A 21,728-nucleotide genomic window follows, 5' to 3' on the forward strand; every position below is an offset into this window, starting at 1 on the left:
AGCATATTGCCGCAAGCCGGAGAGGGTCAAGCAGTTTTGTGCATGACGTGGGGTTTCTCCGGACGCACCGCGTCAAACGCTCCAATCGACCTTGCCGAGCAACCCGTGCAGCGCCGCCTTGAGGCCGGCGTAAGCATCGTCCAGGCTGCGGCCGGAGGTGTTGAACGCCAGGTCCGCCTTGGCATAGAAGGCGGTGCGGCCGGCCAGGATGCGCTTGAGGTCGTCCATCGCCTCGCGGTGGCCGGACATCGGCCGCAGGTCCCCTTGCGCCAGCACCCGCCGCATGTGGTCCTCGGGCTCGGCCTGCAGCCACACCGTGGTGCAGTGGCCGAGCAGCAGGTTGAAGTTCGCCGCGTCGGACACCAGGCCGCCCGGCGTGGCGATCACCGCCTCCGGGTGGATCTGCAGCGCCTCCTCCAGCGCCCGGCGCTCGTAGCGGCGGTAGGCGTTGGCGCCGTACAGCGAATGGATCTCGGTGATGCTGCAGCCGGCCACCTCCTCGATGGCGCGGCTGAGTTCGACGAAGGTCCAGCCCAGGTCGTCGGCCAGCCGGCGGCCGAGGGTGGACTTGCCCGCGCCCCGCAGGCCGATCAGCGCGATGTGCGTGCGCCGGGCGGGCTTGGCCGCGCCGTCGCCGAAGAGCTCGGTCAGCTTCAGCCGGGCGCGCTGCAGTTCGGCTTCGTCGCGGCCGGCCAGCAGCTCGCGGATGAGCAGCCACTCGGGGCTGGCGGTGGTGACGTCGCCGATCAGCTCGGCCAGCGGCGACTGCAGCGCCTGCGCCACCTGCTGCAGCACCAGGATGGAGGCGTTGCCGACGCCGTATTCCAGGTTGGCGAGGTGGCGCTCCGACACCTCGGCCGACGCCGCCAGCTGCTTGCGCGTCAACCCCCGTCGTGCGCGCAGGTTGCGGACCCGTTCGCCGAGGGCGGTGAGCAGCGGGTCGCGCGGCGCCTCGGCCGCCGCGCCGCGATCGGCGGCCGCGTCGTTGGCCGCCGGCTCGTCGGCCTTGGCTTGGGGGGCGGTGGTGTCGCGGGCCATGGTCGGTGTTTACACCAGTATATGCACTATCGTTCTTGACACTGCGCCCACCCCCTGCGTATCGTGCGGCGCCTGATCTGCACCATATTGCATCTTCTGGCCGGACCGGCCGCAGGTTTACCCGACCCGCCATGAACGACCGCTTCCAGTCCCTGATCGCCGAGGTCACCACCGCCATCGCCGGCCGCCCGTTGGACGGCGCGCTCGAAGGCTGGCTGAACCGGCAGTTCCCAGCCGACGGCCCGTGGTTCTCATCGACCGTGCAGGCCTGCCGGGACGGCATCGCCGAAGGCTGGATGTGCGCCCGCGGCGAGCCCAGCCTGCGCTGGGGCCGGGTGGCCAAGCCCAGCGAGGCGCTGGCCGGCTTCTCCATCGACGTGGTCGACATGAACGACATCGCCGGCCCGCACCACGCCCATCCCCAGGGCGAGATCGACCTGGTGATGCCGCTCACCCCCGGCGCCACCTTCGACGGCCAGGGCGCCGGCTGGAAGGTCTACGGCCCCGGCACCGCGCACCGCCCCACCGTGCGCCAGGGCCGCGCCCTGGTGCTCTACCTGCTGCCCCAGGGCAGCATCGAATTCAGCCAGGCGGCCTGAGATGACGGAGCTTTTGCACAACCACCTCGGCGGCCGCTGGCAGGCCGGTGAGGGCCCAGGCACCACGCTGCGCGACCCGGTGCTGGGTACCGACCTGGTCCGCGTCTCCAGCGACGGCCTCGACCTGGCGGCCGGCTTCGCCTTCGCCCGCGACACCGGCGGCGCCGCGCTGCGCGCCCTCACCTACCGCCAGCGCGCCGCGCTGCTGGGCGAGGTGGGCAAGGTGCTGGCGGCGAACAAGGCCGCCTACTACGAGATCGCCACCGCCAACAGCGGCACCACGCAGAAGGACTCGGGCGTCGACATCGAGGGCGCGCTGTTCACCCTCGGCCAGTACGCCCGCTGGGGCGACACGCTGGGCAATGCGAGGTTCCTGCTCGACGGGCCGGCGGTGCCGCTGTCCAAGGACGGCGTGTTCCGCAGCCAGCACCTGCTGGCGCCCACGCGCGGCCTGGCGCTGTTCATCAACGCCTTCAACTTCCCCGCCTGGGGAGTGTGGGAGAAGGCCGGACCGGCGCTGCTGTCCGGCGTGCCGGTGGTGGTCAAGCCGGCCACCGTCACCGCCTGGCTGACGCAACGCATGGTGCACGACGTCGTCGAGGCCGGCGTGCTGCCGGCCGGCGCGCTGTCCATCGTCTGCGGCGGCTCGGCCGGCCTGCTCGACGCGCTGCAACCCTTCGACGTGGTGTCCTTCACCGGCTCGGCCGACACCGCCGCGCTGCTGCGCCGGCATCCGGCCTTCGCCGAACGCTCGGTGCGGCTGAACGTCGAGGCCGACAGCCTGAACTCCGCCCTGCTGGCGCCGGACGCCACGCCCGGCAGCGCCGCCTTCGAGCTGCTGGTGGGCGAGGTGGCGCGCGAGATGACCGTCAAGTCGGGCCAGAAATGCACCGCCATCCGGCGCGTCTTCGTGCCCGAGGCGCTGTACGGCGCGGTCGGCGAGGCGGTCGCCGCCAAGCTCAGAACGACCACCGTCGGCAACCCGCGTCACGACGGCGTGCGCATGGGCTCGCTCGTCGGCCGGGCGCAGTGGCAGTCGGTGCAGGACGGCCTGGCCCGGTTGATGGGCCAGTCGCAGGCGCTGTTCGACGGCCGCGACGTGCCGCTGGTCGACGCCGACCCGGCGGTGGCCGCCTGCATCGGCCCGGTGCTGCTGGGCTGCACCACGCCGGACGAGGCCGACGCGGTGCACCGCACCGAGGTCTTCGGCCCGGTGGCCACGCTGATGTCCTACCGCAGCGTCGAGCAGGCGCAGGCGCTGATCCGCCGCGGCGAAGGCTCGCTGGTGGTCTCGGTGGTGGCCGAGGACCCGGCCTTCGTCGGCGAGGCGGCCCTGTCGCTGGCCGACAGCCACGGCCGGGTGCATGGCCTGACGGCCGAGGTGGCCGCACGGCACACCGGCCACGGCAACGTCATGCCGCAGTCGCTGCACGGCGGCCCCGGCCGCGCCGGCGGCGGCGAGGAACTGGGCGGCCTGCGTGCGCTGGGCTTCTACCACCGCCGCAGCGCCGTGCAGGCCGGCGAATCGGCGCTGGCCGCGCTCGCCGCGCAGGCGGCGGCGCTGCCGCAGTGACGAAGACCGCGCCGCCGCCCGTCGCGGCGGCCGGTCCTTCCCCCGTCAAGTCCTCGTGAGAAGGACCGTTCGCAGGAGACCGCCATGGCCCACGCCCGCTTGAACGACCCACCCGTCGCCCCGCCGCCCGTCACCTTCAACTTCGCCGAGCACCTGTTCGAGCGGAACGAGGCGCGGGCCGCCAAGACGGCCTACCTCGACGACCACGGCGCCCTGAGTTATGGCGAACTGGCCGGGCGTGCGCGTCGCCTGGCGGCCGGCCTGCTGGCCCTGGGCGTGCGGCGCGAGGAGCGGGTGCTGCTGCTGATGCAGGACACCCTCGACTGGCCGGTGGCCTTCCTCGGCGCGCTGCACGCGGGCGTGGTGCCGGTGGCCGTCAACACCCTGCTCACCGCCGACGACATCGCCTACCTGCTCGGGCACAGCCGGGTGCAGGCGGCGCTGGTGTCCGGCGCGCTGCTGCCGGTGCTGCAGCAGGCGATGGAGAAGACCCGGCACGAACTGCGGCACCTGCTCGTCTCGCAGCCGGCCGGCGATCTGCCCGCCGTCGCACAGGCCCTGGCCGGGTTCATCGACGGCCAGACGCCCGCGGCCCATGCCGCCATGACCTGCGCCGACGAACCCGCCTTCTGGCTCTATTCGTCGGGCTCCACCGGGCGGCCCAAGGGCACGGTGCACAGCCACGCCAACCTGTACTGGACGGCGGAGCTCTACGGCCGCCGGCTGCTGGGCCTGCGCGAAGACGACGTGGTGTTCTCCGCGGCCAAGCTGTTCTTCGCCTACGGCCTGGGCAACGCGCTGAGCTTTCCCTTGAGCGTCGGCGCCACCACCGTGCTGATGGCCGGCCGGCCGACGCCCGACGCCTGCTTCGAGCGCCTGACGCGGCATCGGCCCACCGTCTTCTGCGGCGCGCCCACCGGCTACGCCGGCATGCTGGCCTCGCCCGCCCTGCCCGCCCGCGAGGCGGTGGGCCTGCGCCTGTGCTCGTCGGCCGGCGAGGCCCTGCCGCAGGACATCGGCGAGCGCTGGCAGGCGCACTTCGGCGCGCCCATCATCGACGGCATCGGCTCGACCGAGATGCTGCACATCTTCCTGTCCAACCGCCCGGGCGACGTGCGCTACGGCACCACCGGCCGGCCGGTGCCGGGCTACGAGGTCGAGCTGCGCGGCGAGGACGGCCGGCCGGTGGCCGACGGCGAGGTGGGCGACCTCTACATCCAGGGGCCGAGCGCCGCGCTGATGTACTGGAACCACCGCGAGAAGTCGCGCGACACCTTCCAGGGCGCCTGGACCAAGAGCGGCGACAAGTACACCCGCGACGCCGACGGCTACTACACCTACGCCGGTCGCAGCGACGACATGCTCAAGGTCAGCGGCCAGTACGTCTCGCCCTTCGAGGTCGAGGCGACGCTGGTGCAGCACCCCGCGGTGCTGGAGGCGGCCGTCATCGGCGTGCCGGACGAGAACGGGCTGACGCGGGTGAAGGCCTACGTGGTGCTCAAGGACGGCGGTGCCGGCGGCGAGGCGCTGGACGCGGAGCTCAAGGCCTTCGTCAAGTCGCGGCTGGCGCCGCACAAGTACCCGCGGCTGCTGGCCTTCGTGCCGGAGCTGCCGAAGACCGCCACCGGCAAGATCCAGCGCTTCCGCCTGCGCGCGCTGGCGGCGTCGCAGCCATGAGCGCTACCGCACGGCCGCTCCGAAGGGAGCGCTGCGTCCCTCCTGGAGGGACGCAGCGAAGCGAAAGGGTGCACCAGTGAACGTGCGGGTCCACTGGGACGGCCACGACCATCGGATCGAGTTCGAATGGCTGGCCCCGCAGCGCCGGCACCGGCCGCTGCTGGTCTTCCTGCACGAGGGCCTGGGCTCGGTGGCGATGTGGCGCGACTTTCCCGCCCGGCTGTGCGACGCCGCCGACTGCCGCGGCCTGGTGTTCTCGCGCTGGGGCTACGGCCAGTCGACCCCGCGCCAGCCGCACGAGCGCTGGCCGGTGGACTTCATGCACCGGCAGGCCAGCGCGTTCCTGCCGGCCTTCTTCGCCGCCTTGGACCTCGACACCCGGGCCGAACCGCCCTGGCTGTACGGCCACAGCGACGGCGGCTCCATCGCGCTGCTGCACGCCGCCGCCTTTCCCGACCGGGTGGCAGGGCTGGTCGTCGCCGCACCGCACATCCTGGTCGAGGACCTCAGCGTGGCCAGCATCGACAAGGCGCGCGATGCCTACCTGGCGACCGACCTGCGCGCCAAGCTGGGCCGCTACCATGCCGACCCGGACTCGGCGTTCTGGGGCTGGAACGACGTCTGGCTGGACCCGGCCTTCCGCGACTGGGACATCCGGGCGGCGCTGCCGGCCATCCGCTGCCCGGTGCTGGCCATCCAGGGCGTCGACGACGAATACGGCACCATGGCGCAGATCGAGGGCATCGCCGAGGCGGTGCCGCAGGCGCAATTGCTGCGGCTGGACGACTGCGGCCACTCGCCGCACCGCGACCAGCCGCAGGCGGTGCTGCAGGCGGTGAGCGGGCTGATGCGCTGAGGGACGGCACCGGTTTCATCCGCCGCAGTTCGGGGCGATTCTTCTTTCCAGCACGACCACGACGGGGCGAGGCCCCGAGGAGATGACGATGAGAAGCACCTTCCGCGCCGCGGCCCTGGCCGCCGCCACCACGCTGGCCTTCACCGGCGGGCTGGCGCAGGCCCAGTCCGACAAGATCAAGGTCGGCCTCATGCTGCCGTACACCGGCACCTTCGCCGCCCTGGGCGTCGCCATCGAGAACGGCTTCCGGCTCTACATGGAGGAGAACGGCGGCAAGCTCGGCGGCAAGACGGTGGAGTTCTTCAAGGTCGACGACGAGTCCGACCCGGCCAAGGCCACCGACAACGCCAACAAGCTGGTCAAGCGCGACAACGTCGACGTGCTCGTCGGCACCGTGCATTCGGGCGTGGCCATGGCGCTGGCCAAGGTGGCCCGCGACAACAACACCCTGCTCATCATCCCCAACGCCGGCGCCGACGCGCTGACCGGCCCGCTGTGCGCGGCCAACGTCTTCCGCAGCAGCTTCTCCAACTCCCAGCCGGGCTACGCCATGGGCCTGGTCGCGGCCGAGAAGCAGAAGCACAAGACGGCCATCACCATCAGCTGGAAGTACGCCGCCGGCGACGAGTCGGTCAAGGGCTTCAAGGACGGCTTCGAGTCCAAGGGCGGCAAGGTGGTCAAGGAGCTGAACCTGCCCTTCCCCAACGTCGAGTTCCAGGCGCTGCTCACCGAGATCGCCGCGCAGAAGCCGGACGCGGTCTACGCCTTCTTCGCCGGTGGCGGCGCCGTCAAGTTCGTCAAGGACTACGCGGCGGCCGGCCTGAAGGACAAGATCCCGCTGTACGGCCCCGGCTTCCTCACCGACGGCACGCTGGAGGCGCAGGGCGCCGCCGCCGCCGGCATGCTCACCGCGCTGCACTACGCCGACGACCTGAACATCCCGAAGGACAAGGCCTTCCGCCTGGCCTACGCCAAGACCTTCAAGCTGCAGCCCGACGTCTACGCGGTGCAGGGCTACGACGCGGCGCAGATGCTGGCCGCCGGCCTGAAGGCCGCGGGCGGCGACATCGCCAAGCGCGACGCGGTGGTCAAGGGCATCGAGCAGGCCAAGATCGACAGCCCGCGCGGCGTCTTCACCGTCAGCAAGGCGCACAACCCGGTGCAGGACTTCTACCTGCGCAAGGTCGAGGGCAACATGAACAAGAACGTCGGCGTCGCCGCCAAGCAGCTCGCCGACCCGGGCCGCGGCTGCAAACTGTGAACCTTGAGCCCCCGGCCCTCGGGGGCCGCCCTCCGAGGGGGCACGACGCAGGACCGGGGGACCCGGATCCTGCGCCGCTCCTCGGCCCGTACCGCCCCTGACCGCTGTCGCGGTCCGTCCCAGAGGGACCTGCCTGGACCACCGTCCCGATGGACCTGACCACCTTTCTCATCCAGTGCCTGAACAGCGTCCAGTACGGCCTGCTGCTGTTCCTGGTGGCCAGCGGGCTGACGCTGATCTTCGGGATCATGGGCGTCATCAACCTGGCGCACGGCAGCTTCTACATGGTGGGGGCCTACCTGGCCTTCACCCTGTCGGCGCTCACCGGCGACTTCGTGCTGTCGCTGCTGCTGGGCATCGTGCTCACGGTGGCGCTGGGCTACCTGCTGGAGTGGGCCTTCTTCAGCTTCCTCTACGAGCGTGAGCACCTGCAGCAGGTGCTGATGACCTACGGCCTGATCCTGGTCTTCGAGGAGCTGCGCAGCATCCTGGTCGGCGACGACGTGCACGGGGTGCCGGTGCCGGCCTGGCTGGCCGGGTCGGTGCCGCTGGGAGAGAACATGACCTACCCGGTCTACCGCTTGTTCATCTCCGCGGTGTGCCTGGCCGTGGCCGCGGCGATGATGTGGACCTTCCGCTCGACGCGGCTGGGCATGCGCATCCGCGCCGGCGCGACCAACCGCGAGATGGTGCAGTCGCTGGGGGTCAACATCTCGGTGCTGTACCGCATCGTCTTCGCCGTCGGCGTGGCGCTGGCGGCGCTGGCCGGCATGGTGGCCGCGCCGGTGGCCTCGGTCTATCCCGGCATGGGCGGCCAGGTGCTCATCATCTGCTTCGTGGTGGTGGTCATCGGCGGCATCGGCTCGGTCAAGGGCGCGCTGGTGGCCGCGCTGGCGGTGGGCTTCGTCGACACCTTCGGCAAGGTGCTGTGGCAGGAAGGCGCCGGCGCGCTGACCTACCTGCTCATGGCCGTCATCCTGATCTGGCGGCCCGAGGGCCTCTTCAAGCAGGGCACGTGATGCTGCGCTGGACCCTTCTCTTCGCGCTGGCCGCCAGCCTGCCCTGGTGGCCGGAGCCGGTGGGCAGCAAGTTCCACCTGGAGCTCGGGGCCCAGGTGCTGACCATGGCCATCTTCGCGCTCAGCCTGCAGCTGCTGGTGGGCTTCACCGGGCTGGTGAGCCTGGGCCATGCGGCCTTCTTCGGCGCCGCGGCCTACACCGCCGCGCTGCTGGCGCCCGAAAGCGAGGCCGGCAACGGCTGGACGATGCTGGCCGCCTCGGTCGGCGTGGCCGGTGCGCTGTCGCTGCTCATCGGCCTCTTCGTCATGCGCACCAAGGGCGTGTACTTCATCATGGTCACGCTGGCCTTCGCACAGCTGGTGTACTTCGTCGTCCACGACACCAAGGGCTTCGGCGGCAGCGACGGCGCCTACCTGTACTTCAAGCCCGAGTTCACCGTCGGCGCGTCGAAGCTGGTGGACCTGGACCAGCCGGCGCAGCTGTACTGGTTCTCGCTGGCGCTGACGGCGGTGACCGTGGCGGTGCTCGGCCTGGTGCTGCGCTCGCGGCTGGGCCACGCCTTCGTCGGCATCCGCCACAACGAGCAGCGCATGCGCGCCGCCGGCTTCCCGACCCTGGCCTACAAGCTGGCCAGCTTCACCATCGGCGGCGCGCTGGCCGGGCTGGCCGGTTTCCTCTACGCGGCACGCACCGGCTACGTCAACCCGGAGCTGCTGTCCTGGCACCAGTCGGGCAACGCGCTGCTGATGATCATCCTCGGCGGGCTCGGCAGCCTGGGCGGCGCCATCGCCGGCGCGGTGGCCTTCGTGCTGCTGTCCGAATGGTTCAGCGGCCTCACCAAGCACTGGCAGCTGCTGCTCGGCGGCTTCATCATCGTCATCGTGGCGGTGCTGCCGCAGGGGCTGATGGGCGGGCTGTCGCTGCTGAAGCGCCGTCGCCGTGCGGCGGCCACGCCCCTGGGCGCCGCCGTTCAGGAGGGCCGGCCATGAGCTCCCGCACGGCCGCTCCGAAGGGAGCGCTCGTCCCCTTCGGAAGGACCCACGAAGTGGAGGGTGCGCCAATGAGCGCTCCCGCACGGCCGCTCCGAAGGGAGCGCTCGTCCCTCTCGGAGGGACCCACGAAGTGGAGGGTGCGCCAATGAGCGCCGTGCCGGTCCTCGAGGCCCATGGGGTGACGCGCCGCTTCGGCGCCCTGGTGGCGGTGGACAACGTCTCGCTGGCGCTGCACAGGAACCGGATCCACGCCGTCATCGGCACCAACGGCGCCGGCAAGTCGACGCTGATCAACCTGCTGTCCGGCGAGGTCCCGCTGTCGGCCGGCACGGTGAGTCTGGACGGCCAGGACATCAGCCGCTGGCCGCAGCCCAGGCGCGCCGACGCCGGCCTCAACCGCAGCTACCAGCGCAACAACGTCTTCCTGCCGCTGACCGTGCGCGAGAACTGCCGCCTGGCCGCGCAGGCGCGCCGCCCCCGCCCCTGGGCGGTGTGGGAATCGGCGCAGGCCTGCCGTCACAGCCGCCGCTTGGCCGACGAGGCGATGGACCGCGCCGGCCTGGCCGACCGCGCCGACCGCGTCGCGGCCAGCCTGTCGCACGGCCAGAAGCGGCAGCTGGAGGTGGCGATGTGCCTGGCCACCGCGCCGCGCGCGGTGATGCTGGACGAGCCGCTGGCCGGCATGGGCGCCGAGGAATCGCAGCGCATGCTCGACCTGCTGCGCGCCCTGCGCGCCGACCACGCCCTGCTGCTGGTGGAGCACGACATGGACGCGGTGTTCGCCGTCGCCGACGAGATCACCGTCATGGTCAACGGCGCGGTGCTGGCCAGCGGCGCGCCGCAGGCCGTGCGCGAGAACGCACAGGTGCAAGCGGCCTACCTGGGAGGCCACGCATGACCACGCCGCTGCTCATCGAAGCGACCGGCGTGCAGGCCTGGTACGGCAGCAGCCACGTGCTGCGCGGCGTCGACCTCACGCTGGCCGAGGGCGAGACGCTGGGCCTGCTCGGCCGCAACGGCATGGGCAAGTCGACGCTCATCCGCACCCTGCTCGGCCATGTCAAGCAGCGCGACGGCCGCATCCGCGTCGCCGGCGAGGACTGCTCGCGCGCCGCGCCGCACCGCGTGGCGCAGCTGGGCATCGCCTACGTGCCCGAGGGCCGCGGCGTCTTTCCCAACCTCACGGTGCGCGAGAACCTGGTCATGGCGGCCCGGCCGCCGGCCGACGGCAGCCCGGCGGTCTGGACCTACGACCGCATCATGGCCACCTTCCCCCGGCTGTCCGAGCGGGTGGGCAACCTCGGCTCGCAGCTGTCCGGCGGCGAGCAGCAGATGCTGTCCATCGGCCGCGCGCTGATGACGCACCCCAAGGCCATCGTGCTCGACGAGGCCACCGAAGGACTGGCCCCGCTGATCGTCGACGAGATCTGGCGCGTCATCGCCACCATCCGCCAGACCGGCCTGGCGACCATCGTCGTCGACCGCAACTACCGCCGCGTCATCGCCCAGGCCGACCGCGTGGTCGTGCTGCAGAAGGGCGAGGTGGTGCTGGCCGGCGCCAGCGCCGCGGTGCAGGACGATCCGGCGCTGGCCGGCTACCTGGGCGTCTGAACGCCCGACGGGTGGGCCGCCTGATCCGAACGGCGGCCCGGGACGTAAAAGCGGCATCGTCCCTCGCTCCCGCGCTCATGCCCGCTGCCAGCACCGCCACCGCCATCCACTGGGTCGAACAGGGCCTGGTGCCCGACACCGCGGTGCGCTTCGGCATCCGCCGGCTGCTGAAGGCGCGGCTGGCCGAGCTGTCGAGCGGCGATGCCGAAGCCACCGCGCGGCTGACGCAGGACTTCGTCGCGTCGCTGCGCGCCGCCCCCTGGCCCTGGTGCCGGAGAAGGCCAACGAGCAGCACTACGAGGTGCCGGCGGCCTTCTTCGAGGCGGTGCTCGGGCCGCACCGCAAGTACAGCAGCTGCTGGTGGCCGGACGGCGTGCAGACGCTGGAGCAGGCCGAGGCCGCGGCGCTCGCCGCCACCTGCGAACGCGCCGGCCTGGAGGACGGCCAGCAGGTGCTGGAGCTGGGCTGCGGCTGGGGCTCGCTCAGCCTGTGGATGGCCGAGCGCTTCCCCGGCAGCCGCATCACCGCGGTCTCCAACTCGCAGTCGCAGCGGCGGCACATCGAAGCGGTCGCGCGCCAGCGCGGGCTCGGCAACCTGCAGGTCATCACCTGCGACGTCAACGACTTCCAGGCCGAGCCCGGCCGCTTCGACCGGGTGGTGTCGGTGGAGATGTTCGAGCACCTGCGCAACTGGCCGCTGGCCTTCGAGCGGGTGGCGGGCTGGCTGAAGCCCGACGGCCGCTTCTTCATGCACGTCTTCGCCCACCGCGAGGCGCCCTACGCGTTCGTCGAGCGCGACGCCAGCGACTGGATGAGCCGGCACTTCTTCTCCGGCGGCATGATGCCCAGCGACGACCTGGCGCTGCACTGCCAGGACCACCTGCGGCTGCAGGCCCGCTGGCGCTGGGACGGCACCCACTACCAGCGCACCGCCGCCGCCTGGCTGGCCAACATGGACGCTCGCCGCGAGGCGCTGATGCCGCTGTTCGAGGCCACCTACGGCGAGCAGGACGCACCGGTGTGGTGGACCCGCTGGCGCCTCTTCTTCCTGTCGGTGGAAGAGCTGTTCGGCTGGGACGGCGGCCGCCAGTGGTGGGTCAGCCACTACCTGTTCGACAAGCGCTGACCGCACGATGCTGCAAGCCGCCTTCGCCGGCCTGGTGCTCGGCTTGGCCATCGCGGTGCCGACGTGGTGGCTCAGCCTGCGGCTGCGCGACGCCAGCCTGGCCGACCGCATCTGGCCGCTGCTGATTGCCGGGCCCGGCGTGGTCTACGCGCTGGCGCTGGGCGCCGGCACGCGAGGCCTGCTGATGCTCGCGCTGCTGATCGCCTGGGCGCTGCGCCTGGCCGCCTTCATCACCTGGCGCAACTGGGGCCACGGCGAGGACCGCCGCTACGCCGCCATGCGCCAGCGCCATGGCGAGGCCTTCGCATGGAAGAGCTTGGGGCTCGTGTTCGGCCTGCAGGCGGTGCTGGGCTGGATCGTGTCGGCACCGGTGCTGGCCGCCGTGGCGACGGCCTCGCCGCTCGGCCTGCTCGATGCGCTCGGTGCCGTGCTGGCGCTGTTCGGCCTGGTCTTCGAGGCGGTGGCCGACGCGCAGATGGCGCGCTTCCGCGCCGACCCCTCGCAGCGCGGCCGGGTGATGGACCGCGGGCTCTGGCGCTGGTCGCGCCACCCCAACTACTTCGGCGAGGCCTGCGTCTGGTGGGGCCTGTGGCTGATCGCGCTGGCGGGTGCCGGCCGGGACGCCGCCTGGGCCGTCGTCTCGCCGGCGCTGATGACCTTCCTGCTGCTGCGCGTGTCCGGCGTCGCCCTGCTGGAGCAGGACATCGCCGAGCGCCGCCCCGCCTACCGCGACTACATCGCGCGCACCAGCGCCTTCCTGCCCTGGCCACCGCGCCGCACCACCCCATGACCCTTCGCACCCCGCTGGCCGCCGCCGCCCTGCTGCTGGCCGCCACCGCCCAGGCGCAGACCCGTCAGTGGCCCTTCGAGGTCCGCCTCGACGACACGCCGATCGGCCAACACCGCTTCGAGCTCACCGGCAGCCCCGCCGACGGCACGCTGAAGAGCGAGGCCGCCTTCACCGTGCGGCTGCTCGGCATCCCGGTCTACCGCTACCGCCACAGCGCCACCGAGCGCTGGCGCGACGGCTGCCTGGACGCGATGCAGGCCGGCACCGACGACAACGGCGACAAGAGCCAGGTCGACGCCCGAAAGGACGGCGGCGCGCTGCGCATCGACGGCGGCAGCGGCGGCAAGGCCGAATCCGCCACCGGCTGCGTGATGAGCTTCGCCTACTGGAACCCGGCCATCCGCCAGCAGCCGCGGCTGCTCAACGCGCAGACCGGCGCGCTGGAGCCGGTGAAGATCGAACGCGCCGGCACCGGCACCGTCGAGGTCCGCGGCCAGGCCGTGCCGGCGGTGCGCTGGCGCATCAGCGGGCCCAAGCAGCCGATCGAGCTGTGGGAATCCGCCGCCGACGGCGCCTGGATCGGCCTCGATTCCACGGTCAGCGGCGGCAAGCGGCTGAGCTACCGGCTCAAATGAAACAGGGGATGCACATGACCTTCAAGCACGCCGTCGTCGGCTATCTGATCGCCGCGCTCGTCTTCCTGGTGCTGGACGCGATCTGGCTGTCCACCATGGCGCAGCGCCTCTACCGGCCGGCCATCGGCCACCTCATGGGCGACACGGTGCAGTGGGTGCCGGCGGTGCTGTTCTACCTGCTGTACCTGGTCGGCATCCTGTTCTTCGCCGTCGCACCGGCGCAGGACGGCGGCAGCGCGCTCGGCGCGATCGGCCGCGGGGCGTTGTTCGGGCTGCTGGCCTACGCCACCTACGACCTGACCAACCAGGCCACGCTGCGCGACTGGCCCTGGTCGGTGACGCTGGCCGACCTGGCCTGGGGCGCCTTCGTCACCGCGGCGGCGGCGGGGGCGTCGGCGGCGGTCGTGCTCCGGCTGGACCGGGGCTGAGGCCCACGCCCGCCGAGGCGGGCGCGGGGCCGCGCCCCGCCCTCACATCCCGACCAGCGACCCCAGCGCGCGGGCGATGAAGCCGTCGAACACCACCCGGCCTTCGACCGCGGCCAGGCAGATGCACTCGCTGCCCTCCTGCACCACCGGCTGGTGGCGCACCTGGCCGTCGGCGGCGTCGAAGTCGCCCGCCTCGAACAGCGCCCGGCCGTCGTGGAAGCGGCCGTGCAGCACCTGCGTCACCTCCAGCTCGCTGTGGGTGTGCTGGGGCAGGTACTTGCCGGCGCCGATGCGCAGCAGGAAGACATTGGCCGCCGGGTCGTAGGGCACGGTGACCCGGCTCCAGCGCATGCCCGGGCCCATCCAGCGCCAGGGGGTGGCGCGGCAACCGGCCAGCGCCTTGGGCCAGGTGGCGCCCGCCGGCAGCGGCGGCGGCCCCGCGACCTCGGTCGACCGCGGGGTCGGGGCCGCGGGCAGCGCGTCGATCGCCGCCAGCGTGCGCGCCAGCGCGTCGGCGCGCAGCGGCGCCTCGGGCAGTTCGTCCATCAGCACCGAGCCGATGGACTCGCAGAACCGGAGCTGTTCCTGGCAGTGCGCGCAACCCTCGACGTGCGCGGCGACGACCAGCGCGGTGCCGGTCGGCAGCGTGCCCGCTGCATGGGCCAGCAGCAGGTCGTCTTCCGGGTGGTGGTTCATGTCGACCCCTCGCCCGCCGGGGACGGCGGTCGATCCCCCGAGGGGCTGGCGGCGGTGAATCCGGTCGTTCTCATTCCAGGTGGTTCAGCAATCGGCGGATGTGGGCCACGGCCAGCCGCACCCGCGACTTGACCGTGCCCAGCGGGATGCCCAGTTCGCTGGCGATCTGGGCGTGGGGCCGTTCCTCGAAGAACGACAGGCGCAGCACCTGCGCCTGCTCCGCCGGCAGGCGGTTGATGGCGGCGTGCAGGCCTTCGTCGCGACGGGCCTGCCGCACCCGATCCTCGGGCAGCGGGGCCTGGTCGACCAGCGCGTCCAGCGTCACCCCCTCGTCCTCGTAGGCCCCCACCGGCCCGCGCCGGCGCAGGGCGTCGATGCGCAGGTTACGGGCGATGGTGAAGACCCAGGTCGACACCGCGGCCTGCCGGGCGTCGAACATCGCCGCCTTGCGCCACAGGCTGACCATCGTCTCCTGCACCACCTCCTCGGCCAGTTCCTCGCTGGCGCCGGTGCGCTGCAGGTAGGACTTCACGCGCGGCGCGAAATGCTTGAACAGCAGCGCGAAGGCCTGACGGTCCTGCCGGACGGCCACCGCATGCACCCAGGCGACCAGTTCTTCGGCGGCGGGCTGCGTGGAGTCGGCGCGCACGGCGCTGGAGCGGACCAGGGTCAAGGCGGGGGTGAGCCGGCGCCGGGACGCCGTCGCGGGCGCACCCGGCAAGGACGACAGGGAGGGCGGTGGCATGCAGCTTAATACGGCGCCGGCCACGGACCGGATCAATCCCCCCGGCCGGACGCCCGAGGCGGCCGCCGGCGTGCCGAAATCCAAAACCGCGCGGCGCGCGTAAGAGCGGCCAGACCCTCCCACGCCGACCGATGACCGCCTTCCCGGCCGACCTGCCCCTGCCGCCCGCCCGCACCGGCGACCGCCCCCAGCACATCGCCGTCGTCGGCAGCGGCATCTCCGGCCTGGCCTGCGCCTGGCTGCTGTCCCAGGGCCACCGGGTGACGGTGTTCGAGGGCGAGGCCCGGCCCGGCGGCCACAGCCACACGGTGGAGGCGCCCGGCCCGCGCGGCGCGCAGGCGGTGGACACCGGCTTCATCGTCTACAACGAGCCGGCCTACCCCAACCTCACCGCGCTGTTCGAGCACCTGCGGGTGCCGACGCAGACCTCGGACATGTCCTTCGCCGTCAGCCTGGACGGCGGGGCGCTCGAATACGCCGGCACCGACCTGAAGGGGCTGTTCGCTCAGCGGCGCAACCTGCTGCGCCCGCGCTTCTGGTCGATGCTGGTCGACCTGCTGCGCTTCTACCGCCAGGCGCCGAACGACGCAGCGGCCGCCGGACTGGAGCCGCTGGACGACTACCTGGCCCGCAACGGCTACGGCGAGGCCTTCCGCGACGACCACCTGTACCCGATGGCGGCCGCCATCTGGTCCACCGCGGCCGGCCGCATCGGCCGTCACCCCACCGAGGCCTTCATCCGCTTCTGCCAGAACCACCACCTGCTGCAGGTCAGCGGCCGGCCGGCCTGGCGCACCGTCACCGGCGGCAGCCGCGAGTACGTGCGCCGGCTGACCGCCGCCTTCGCCGACGGCCTGCGGCTGGACACGCCGGTGCTGGCGCTGCGCCGCGACGCCGACGGCGTCTTGCTGCGCACCCGCGACGGCTGGTGGCCCGAGCGCTTCGACCAGGTGGTGCTGGCCACCCACGCCGACCAGTCGCTGCACCTGCTGGAGCAGCCCAGCGACGACGAGCGCCAGCTGCTCGGCGCCTTCGGCTACAGCCGCAACCATGCGGTGCTGCATGCCGACCCGGCGCTGATGCCGCAGCGGCGCGAGGTGTGGGCGAGCTGGAACTACCTGGCCGACCGCCGCGCCGGGGCCGACCGGCCGCCCTGCGTCACCTACTGGATGAACCGGCTGCAGTCGATCCCACACGACACGCCGCTGTTCCTCACGCTCAACCCGCTGCAGCCGCCGCGGCCCGAGCAGCTGATCCGCACCGAGGTCTACGAGCACCCGCTGTTCGACGCCGCCGCCATGCGCGCCCAGCGCGCGCTGTGGACCCTGCAGGGCCGCCAGCGCACCTGGTTCTGCGGCGCCTACTTCGGCGCCGGCTTCCATGAGGACGGCCTGCAGTCCGGCCTGGCGGTGGCCGAGGCGCTGGGCGGCGTGCGCCGGCCGTGGACGGTGGCCAACGAGTCGGGCCGCATCCACCTGCCGTCGCCGGCCGGGGCGGTGGCCGCATGAGCTTGGACTCCGGCCTGTTCAGCGGGACGGTGATGCACCAGCGGCTCCTGCCGCTGCGCCACCGGCTGCGCTACCGGGTGTTCTCGCTGCTGGTCGACCTGGACGACCTTCCGGCGCTGCCGCGCCGCCTGCGGCTGTTGTCGGTGGACCGCTTCAACCTCTTCAGCCTGCGCCAGGCCGACCACGGCGACGGCAGCGCCACGCCGCTGAAGGCCCAGGTCGAGCAACGCCTGCGCGACAACGGCCTGGCCACCGGCGGCGCGGTGCGGCTGCTGGCCATGCCGCGCATCCTGGGCTACGCCTTCAACCCGCTCTCCGTCTATTTCTGCCACCGGCCGGACGGGCCGCTGCAGGCCATCCTGTACGAGGTCAACAACACCTTCGGCCAGCGCCACAGCTACCTCATCCCGGTGGACGAGGCGCAGGCCCGCGAGGCGGCGGCCGGCGGCGTCATCGCGCAGCGCTGCGACAAGCAGCTCTACGTCTCGCCCTTCCTGGGCATGGACCTGCACTACCGCTTCCGGGTGCACCCGCCGGCCGAGCGGCTGGCCTTAAGCGTCAACGTGCACCGCGACGACGGCACGCTGGTGCTGGCCGCGCAGCTCGACGCGCGGCGCCGGCCGCTGACCGACGGCGTGCTGCTCGGCGCGCTGGCCACCCATCCGCTGCTCACGCTCAAGGTCATCGCCGCCATCCACTGGGAGGCGCTGAAGCTGTGGCTCAAGGGCGCCCGCCTGCAGCCGCGGCCGGCGCCGCCGGCCGCCGACCTGACCGTCGTCCCCGCTTCCCTGCCCGCCCCGCTGACGAAGACATGAACACCCGCACCGACGCCTCCGCGCCCCTGGAGCTGGCCCTGGCCGAGGCCGTGGCCGCCACGCCATCGCGCGCGGCCCGGCCGCTGCGCCGCCTGCTGGAGCGCCTGCTGCGGCAGGTGCGGTGCGGCTCCATCACCGTCACCCTGCCCCATGGCGACCGGCTCGAGGCGCAGGGCGCCGAACCCGGCCGCGACGCCGCGCTGGTGCTGCACCGCTGGCGGCCGCTGTGGAAGCTGGCGCTGAAGGGCGACCTCGGCCTGGCCGAGTCCTGGCGCGACGGCGACTGGTCGACGCCCGACCTCACCGCGCTGATCGAGTTCGGCGCCCTCAACGAAGCGGCCTGGGGCGACACGCTGAACGGCTCGGTGCTGGCGCGCGCGCTGGCCCGCGTGGCCCACCTGGCGCACGCCAACACCCGCCGCGGCAGCCGCCACAACATCGCCTACCACTACGACCTGGGCAACGCCTTCTACGCCCAGTGGCTGGACGCCAGCATGCTGTACTCCAGCGCGCTCTACGCCACCGGCCTGGAGACGCTGGAGCAGGCCCAGGCCGCCCGGCTCGACCGCATCGTCGAGCTGCTCGACACGCCGGCCGGCGGCCAGGTGCTGGAGATCGGCTGCGGCTGGGGCACGCTGGCCGCCACGCTGGCCGAGCGCCACGGCGCGGCGGTGACCGGCCTCACCCTGTCCACCGAGCAGCTGGCGCATGCGCGGGCGCTGGCCCGGCAGCGCGGCGTCGAAGCCCGCGTGGACCTGCGCCTGCAGGACTACCGCGACGTGCAGGGCCGCTACGACCGCATCGTCTCCATCGAGATGATCGAGGCGGTGGGCGAGGCCTGGTGGCCCACCTACTTCCAGGTGCTGCGCGACCGGCTGAAGCCGGGCGGCCGGGCGGTGCTGCAGGCCATCACCATCGACGAGGCGTACTTCGACCGCTACCGCCGCGGCGCCGACTTCATCCAGCGCTACATCTTCCCCGGCGGCATGCTGCCGACGGTGACGGCGATGCGGCAGCACGCCGAGCGCGCCGGCCTGCGCCTTTCGACCGAGCAGCGCTTCGGCCCCAGCTACGCGCGCACGCTGGCCGACTGGCGGCAGCGTTTCCTCGCCGCCTGGCCCGGCATCGAGCCGCTCGGCTTCGATGCCGGGTTCAAGCGGCTGTGGGAGTACTACCTGTGCTACTGCGAGGCCGGCTTCAACACCGGCCGCATCGACGTCGGGCTCTACGTCTTCGAGACCGACGACTGAGGCCAGGCGCCCGCGCGCCTCAGGAGGTGCCGTCGGCGCCGTGCAGCACCCGCCGCACCTTGCTGGTCAGGTCGCCCTGCGAATAGGGCTTGAAGATCAGCTCGAAGTTGCGGCCGCCCCACTTGTCGGGCAGGCCGTCGGCGAAGCCGGTCATCAGCAGCACCTTCAGCTTGGGATGGCGCTGGCGCGCCTCGCGGGCCAGCACGACGCCGTTCATGCCGCCCGGCATGATGAGGTCGGTCAGCAGCAGGTCGAAGCCGTCCTCGCCGTCGAGCAGGCGCAGCGCGTCCTTGGCGCTGTGGCACTCGACCACCGTGTAGCCCACCTCGCGCAGCATCATCGCCGCCATCTCGGCGATCTCCGGCCGGTCGTCCACCACCAGCACCCGCTCGTCGCCGGCCTGCACCGAGCGCGAGGGCGGCACCGGCCGCCACGCGGCGTCCTCGGTGGCGGGGAAGTACAGCGTCACCGTGGTGCCGACGCCGACCTCGGAGTAGAGCGTCAGCGCGCCGCCGCTCTGCTTGACGAAGCCGTAGACCATCGACAGGCCGAGCCCGGTGCCGCTGCCCGCCGGCTTGGTGGTGAAGAACGGGTCGAGCACCCGCGCCTGCGCCTCGGGCGGGATGCCCTGCCCGGTGTCGCTGACGCTGATGCCGACGTACGGCCCCGGCGCCGGCAGCGTGCGCAGCGCGGCGCCGGCGTCGTCGATCAGCAGGTTCTCGGTGCGCAGGGTGATGCGTCCGCCCTGCGGCATGGCGTCGCGCGAATTGAGCAGCAGGTTGAGCAGCGCCACCTCGGCCTGCGTCGGGTCGATGCGGCAGTTCCACAGGCCGTCGGCCAGCGGCAGCACCAGCTCCACCGAGCCGCCCAGCGTGCGCCGGGCCAGCTCGGCGGTGTTCTGCGCCAGCTCGTTGAGGTTGATCACCCGGCCGCTGAGCTGCTGCTTGCGGGCGAAGGACAGCAGCTGCTGCGTCAGCGCCGCCGACTTGTTGGTGCCCTGGCGGGCGCCGGTCAGCGCCTTGGTCAGCACCTCGTCGTCGAGGCCCAGCTTGCGCATGCGCCGCTCGAGCACGTCGACGTTGCCGGCGATCACCTGCAGCAGGTTGTTGAAGTCGTGCGCGATGCCGCCGGTGAGCTGGCCCAGCGCCTCCATCTTCTGCGCCTGGCTGAGCGCGGTCTCGGCGTCGCGACGGCGGCTGACGTCGAGCTGCGAGGAGAAGAAGTAGATGAGCCCGCCCTCGTTGTCGTACAGCGGGGTGACGAACAGCGCGTTCCAGAAGCTGCTGCCGTCCTTGCGGTAGTTGAGGATCTCGACCGCGTGCTCGCGGCCGTGCGAGATCGCCTGCCGCACCTCGGCCACCGCCGCACGGTCGGTCTCCGGTCCCTGCAGGAAGCGGCAGTTGCGTCCCAGCACCTCCTCGGGCTCGTAGCCCGTCATCTGCAGGAACGCGTGGTTGGCGAAGACGATGGGGTTGTCCGGCTGCCGCGGGTCGGTGATGACCATCGGCATGCGGGTGGTCTCCACGGCGGCGAAGAAGATGTCCCGGCCGTGGCGGTCGGCGTTCAGCTTTTCGTGGGAGACGGTGACCGGCTCGGAGGGGCCGGCGGGCATGTGCGGGCGCACCATGCGCTTCCTTTCGACGAACGGCGCGGTGCGCCGATGTCGAGATTCTTCGAAACCCGGGTCTCCCGGGCTGTCGGGCGGGACAGCCGTTGCCTGTAGGGGAACGTTTCCACTCCCCGTGGGGTTATGGTCAGCCGGCCGGCAGGTCGAACAGCGTGGCGCCGTTGTCCCAGGCGATGCGGCGGGCGGCGGCCGGCGGCAGGTCGCCGAGCCAGCGACGCGCCTGCCGCATCAGGTTCTCGTAGTCGTCCCAGCGGCCGTTGACCCAGGTGTCGGAGCCGACGAGGAAACGCTGCGGCTGCTCGGTGAACAGCGCCCGCCAGGCCGCGGCCAGCCGGCCGTCGCCCTCCGTCAGCCCCGGCCGGTAGGACAGTTCGCCCAGCAGCGTCGGGTACCGGGCCAGCAGCGCCTTCACCCGCTCGAGGGGCACGCCGCCGATGCCGGTGTGGGCCCAGATGAGCCTGGCGCCCGGCGCATGGGCCATCAGCCGGTCGACCGCCACGTCGTCGACGTGGGCCAGCACCGCCAGGCCGCGCTGCTCGGCCAGCCGCATCAGCCGCCGCGCGGTGGGGCCGTCGGCGTTGGCGCTGTCGTAGAGGTGGAACTCGCCCAGGCCGCGGTACGGGCCGGATTCGGTGCCGGCGGCCAGCTCGCGCTCGACCATCTCGACGATGCTGGCGTCGTGCGGCCACCCGGTGTAGTCGGCGCGGTTGCGGTACAGGCGCACGAAGGGCACCACCGTCACGCCGGCGCCGCGCGTGGCCTCCCGCGCCGCGGCCAGCGCCTTGGTGCCGTCGTTCGGCCGGCTGTTGGCCACGATGGCCCGCACCCCGCTGCGCTGCAGGCGCCCCAGCACGTCGGCGATGGGGTAGCGCGCCACCGCCTCGTCGTTGTAGTGCAGGTGGGCATCGAACAACGGGCCGGCATAGGGCGCGGGCTGGGCCCTGGCCGCGCCGGCGACGGCGGACAGCGCGGCGGCCAGCAGCAGCGGACGGCGGGCGATGGGGTGGCGTGCCATGGCGCCACCTTAGCCGAAGCGGCCGACGCGGTGCGCGCCGGCGGCACCCCGTCAGGCGTCCAGGATGACCTGGAAGCCGCCGTAGACCATCCGCTGGCCGTCGAAGGGCATGGGCGCGCGGTCGGCGGCCATGCGCGGGTCGGCCATCACCTGCTTCCAGCCCGCGTCGCGCACCGCCTTCGACGGCCAGGTGATCCAGGCGAAAACCACCGTCTCGTCGTCCCGGCGCTGGACCGCCATCGGGAAGGAGGTCAGCTTGCCCTCGGGCACGTCGTCGCCCCAGCACTCGACGACGCCCAGGGCGCCGTGCTCCCGGAACACCACCGCCGCGTCGGCGGCGTGCCGGCGATAGGCCTCCTTGTTGGCGTTGGGCACGGCGGCCACGAAGCCATCCACGTAGTTCATCGCATCTCCTGTCGGTCGGACCGGCGCGGCCCACCGAGGGCCCCGCATGCCCCACGACGCAC

At 72.5% G+C, this 21,728-nt stretch carries 21 protein-coding genes and 1 pseudogene; 16 read left to right on the forward strand and 6 right to left on the reverse strand.

All coding sequences use genetic code 11. From position 1 onward, the window contains the following. Positions 1 to 72: 72 nt before the first annotated feature. Positions 73 to 1,038 (reverse strand): helix-turn-helix transcriptional regulator, encoded by a 966-nt coding sequence (locus LRS07_RS13860; RefSeq protein ID WP_260498597.1) that lies wholly within the window; start codon positions 1,036 to 1,038, stop codon positions 73 to 75. Between the two features lie 131 nt (positions 1,039 to 1,169). Here LRS07_RS13860 and LRS07_RS13865 point away from each other — a divergent pair, with 131 nt between their 5' ends. From LRS07_RS13865 to LRS07_RS13925, 13 genes and pseudogenes are all read left to right on the forward strand, one after another. Next, positions 1,170 to 1,637 carry a DUF4863 family protein gene (locus LRS07_RS13865; protein WP_260498598.1) on the forward strand — a complete coding sequence of 156 codons (468 nt, stop codon included), beginning with the start codon at positions 1,170 to 1,172 and terminating at the stop codon, positions 1,635 to 1,637. Position 1,638: 1 nt separating this feature from the next. After that, positions 1,639 to 3,210, forward strand: a complete 1,572-nt coding sequence (locus LRS07_RS13870) for a 3,4-dehydroadipyl-CoA semialdehyde dehydrogenase (RefSeq protein ID WP_260498599.1) — start codon at positions 1,639 to 1,641, stop codon at positions 3,208 to 3,210. 84 nt (positions 3,211 to 3,294) lie between these two features. Then, positions 3,295 to 4,887, forward strand: coding sequence for a benzoate-CoA ligase family protein (locus tag LRS07_RS13875; protein ID WP_260498600.1), 1,593 nt, complete (start codon positions 3,295 to 3,297; stop codon positions 4,885 to 4,887). Positions 4,888 to 4,963: 76 nt separating this feature from the next. Continuing rightward, on the forward strand, positions 4,964 to 5,743 hold the full coding sequence (locus tag LRS07_RS13880) for an alpha/beta fold hydrolase (RefSeq protein WP_260498601.1): 780 nt from the start codon (positions 4,964 to 4,966) through the stop codon (positions 5,741 to 5,743). Between the two features lie 82 nt (positions 5,744 to 5,825). Next, on the forward strand, positions 5,826 to 7,004 hold the full coding sequence (locus LRS07_RS13885) for an ABC transporter substrate-binding protein (protein ID WP_409450546.1): 1,179 nt from the start codon (positions 5,826 to 5,828) through the stop codon (positions 7,002 to 7,004). A 149-nt stretch (positions 7,005 to 7,153) separates the two neighbouring features. Continuing rightward, the gene (locus tag LRS07_RS13890) at positions 7,154 to 8,023 is read left to right on the forward strand and encodes a branched-chain amino acid ABC transporter permease (RefSeq protein WP_260498603.1); all 870 of its coding nucleotides are present in this window, start codon (positions 7,154 to 7,156) and stop codon (positions 8,021 to 8,023) included. Then, positions 8,023 to 9,012 carry a branched-chain amino acid ABC transporter permease gene (locus LRS07_RS13895; protein WP_260498604.1) on the forward strand — a complete coding sequence of 330 codons (990 nt, stop codon included), beginning with the start codon at positions 8,023 to 8,025 and terminating at the stop codon, positions 9,010 to 9,012. Before LRS07_RS13890 ends, LRS07_RS13895 begins: the two co-directional genes overlap by 1 nt. Positions 9,013 to 9,160: 148 nt before the next feature. Further along, positions 9,161 to 9,913: an ABC transporter ATP-binding protein gene (locus LRS07_RS13900; RefSeq protein WP_260498605.1), complete on the forward strand. Its 753-nt coding sequence runs from the start codon at positions 9,161 to 9,163 to the stop codon at positions 9,911 to 9,913. After that, on the forward strand, positions 9,910 to 10,626 hold the full coding sequence (locus LRS07_RS13905; protein ID WP_260498606.1) for an ABC transporter ATP-binding protein: 717 nt from the start codon (positions 9,910 to 9,912) through the stop codon (positions 10,624 to 10,626). Before LRS07_RS13900 ends, LRS07_RS13905 begins: the two co-directional genes overlap by 4 nt. Before the next feature lie 77 nt (positions 10,627 to 10,703). Then, positions 10,704 to 11,752: pseudogene (locus LRS07_RS13910) on the forward strand (SAM-dependent methyltransferase). 7 nt (positions 11,753 to 11,759) lie between these two features. Further along, positions 11,760 to 12,542 (forward strand): DUF1295 domain-containing protein, encoded by a 783-nt coding sequence (locus LRS07_RS13915; RefSeq protein WP_260498607.1) that lies wholly within the window; start codon positions 11,760 to 11,762, stop codon positions 12,540 to 12,542. Then, entirely contained in the window at positions 12,539 to 13,177 is a 639-nt protein-coding gene (locus LRS07_RS13920) for a DUF6134 family protein (RefSeq protein ID WP_260498608.1), read from the forward strand. Before LRS07_RS13915 ends, LRS07_RS13920 begins: the two co-directional genes overlap by 4 nt. A gap of 14 nt (positions 13,178 to 13,191) precedes the next feature. Next, positions 13,192 to 13,605 (forward strand): DUF2177 family protein, encoded by a 414-nt coding sequence (locus LRS07_RS13925; RefSeq protein ID WP_260498609.1) that lies wholly within the window; start codon positions 13,192 to 13,194, stop codon positions 13,603 to 13,605. Positions 13,606 to 13,647: 42 nt separating this feature from the next. Here LRS07_RS13925 and LRS07_RS13930 read toward each other — a convergent pair whose 3' ends face one another. Continuing rightward, complete coding sequence (locus LRS07_RS13930) at positions 13,648 to 14,301, reverse strand: ChrR family anti-sigma-E factor (RefSeq protein WP_260498610.1); 654 nt, start codon at positions 14,299 to 14,301, stop codon at positions 13,648 to 13,650. Between the two features lie 70 nt (positions 14,302 to 14,371). Then, entirely contained in the window at positions 14,372 to 14,974 is a 603-nt protein-coding gene (locus LRS07_RS13935; RefSeq protein ID WP_260498611.1) for a sigma-70 family RNA polymerase sigma factor, read from the reverse strand. Between the two features lie 203 nt (positions 14,975 to 15,177). Here LRS07_RS13935 and LRS07_RS13940 point away from each other — a divergent pair, with 203 nt between their 5' ends. From LRS07_RS13940 to LRS07_RS13950, 3 genes are read left to right on the forward strand one after another with little or no spacing between them, the layout of a single operon-like run. Then, complete coding sequence (locus LRS07_RS13940; protein WP_260498612.1) at positions 15,178 to 16,554, forward strand: NAD(P)/FAD-dependent oxidoreductase; 1,377 nt, start codon at positions 15,178 to 15,180, stop codon at positions 16,552 to 16,554. After that, positions 16,551 to 17,369 carry a DUF1365 domain-containing protein gene (locus tag LRS07_RS13945; protein WP_260498613.1) on the forward strand — a complete coding sequence of 273 codons (819 nt, stop codon included), beginning with the start codon at positions 16,551 to 16,553 and terminating at the stop codon, positions 17,367 to 17,369. The genes LRS07_RS13940 and LRS07_RS13945 overlap by 4 nt, the downstream gene beginning before the upstream one ends. After that, positions 17,366 to 18,619 (forward strand): SAM-dependent methyltransferase, encoded by a 1,254-nt coding sequence (locus tag LRS07_RS13950; protein WP_260498614.1) that lies wholly within the window; start codon positions 17,366 to 17,368, stop codon positions 18,617 to 18,619. Before LRS07_RS13945 ends, LRS07_RS13950 begins: the two co-directional genes overlap by 4 nt. Before the next feature lie 19 nt (positions 18,620 to 18,638). Here LRS07_RS13950 and LRS07_RS13955 read toward each other — a convergent pair whose 3' ends face one another. The 3 genes from LRS07_RS13955 to LRS07_RS13965 all read right to left on the reverse strand — a co-directional run bounded on the left by LRS07_RS13955 (position 18,639) and on the right by LRS07_RS13965 (position 21,666). Beyond that, positions 18,639 to 20,231, reverse strand: coding sequence for a histidine kinase famiy protein (locus LRS07_RS13955; RefSeq protein WP_260498615.1), 1,593 nt, complete (start codon positions 20,229 to 20,231; stop codon positions 18,639 to 18,641). Positions 20,232 to 20,373: 142 nt separating this feature from the next. Then, positions 20,374 to 21,261, reverse strand: a complete 888-nt coding sequence (locus LRS07_RS13960) for an amidohydrolase family protein (protein WP_260498616.1) — start codon at positions 21,259 to 21,261, stop codon at positions 20,374 to 20,376. Between the two features lie 51 nt (positions 21,262 to 21,312). Beyond that, on the reverse strand, positions 21,313 to 21,666 hold the full coding sequence (locus tag LRS07_RS13965) for a DUF1428 domain-containing protein (protein WP_260498617.1): 354 nt from the start codon (positions 21,664 to 21,666) through the stop codon (positions 21,313 to 21,315). Between the last annotated feature and the right edge of the window lie 62 nt (positions 21,667 to 21,728).

Source organism: Aquabacterium sp. J223, from assembly GCF_024666615.1.
Classification (GTDB): domain Bacteria; phylum Pseudomonadota; class Gammaproteobacteria; order Burkholderiales; family Burkholderiaceae_C; genus J223.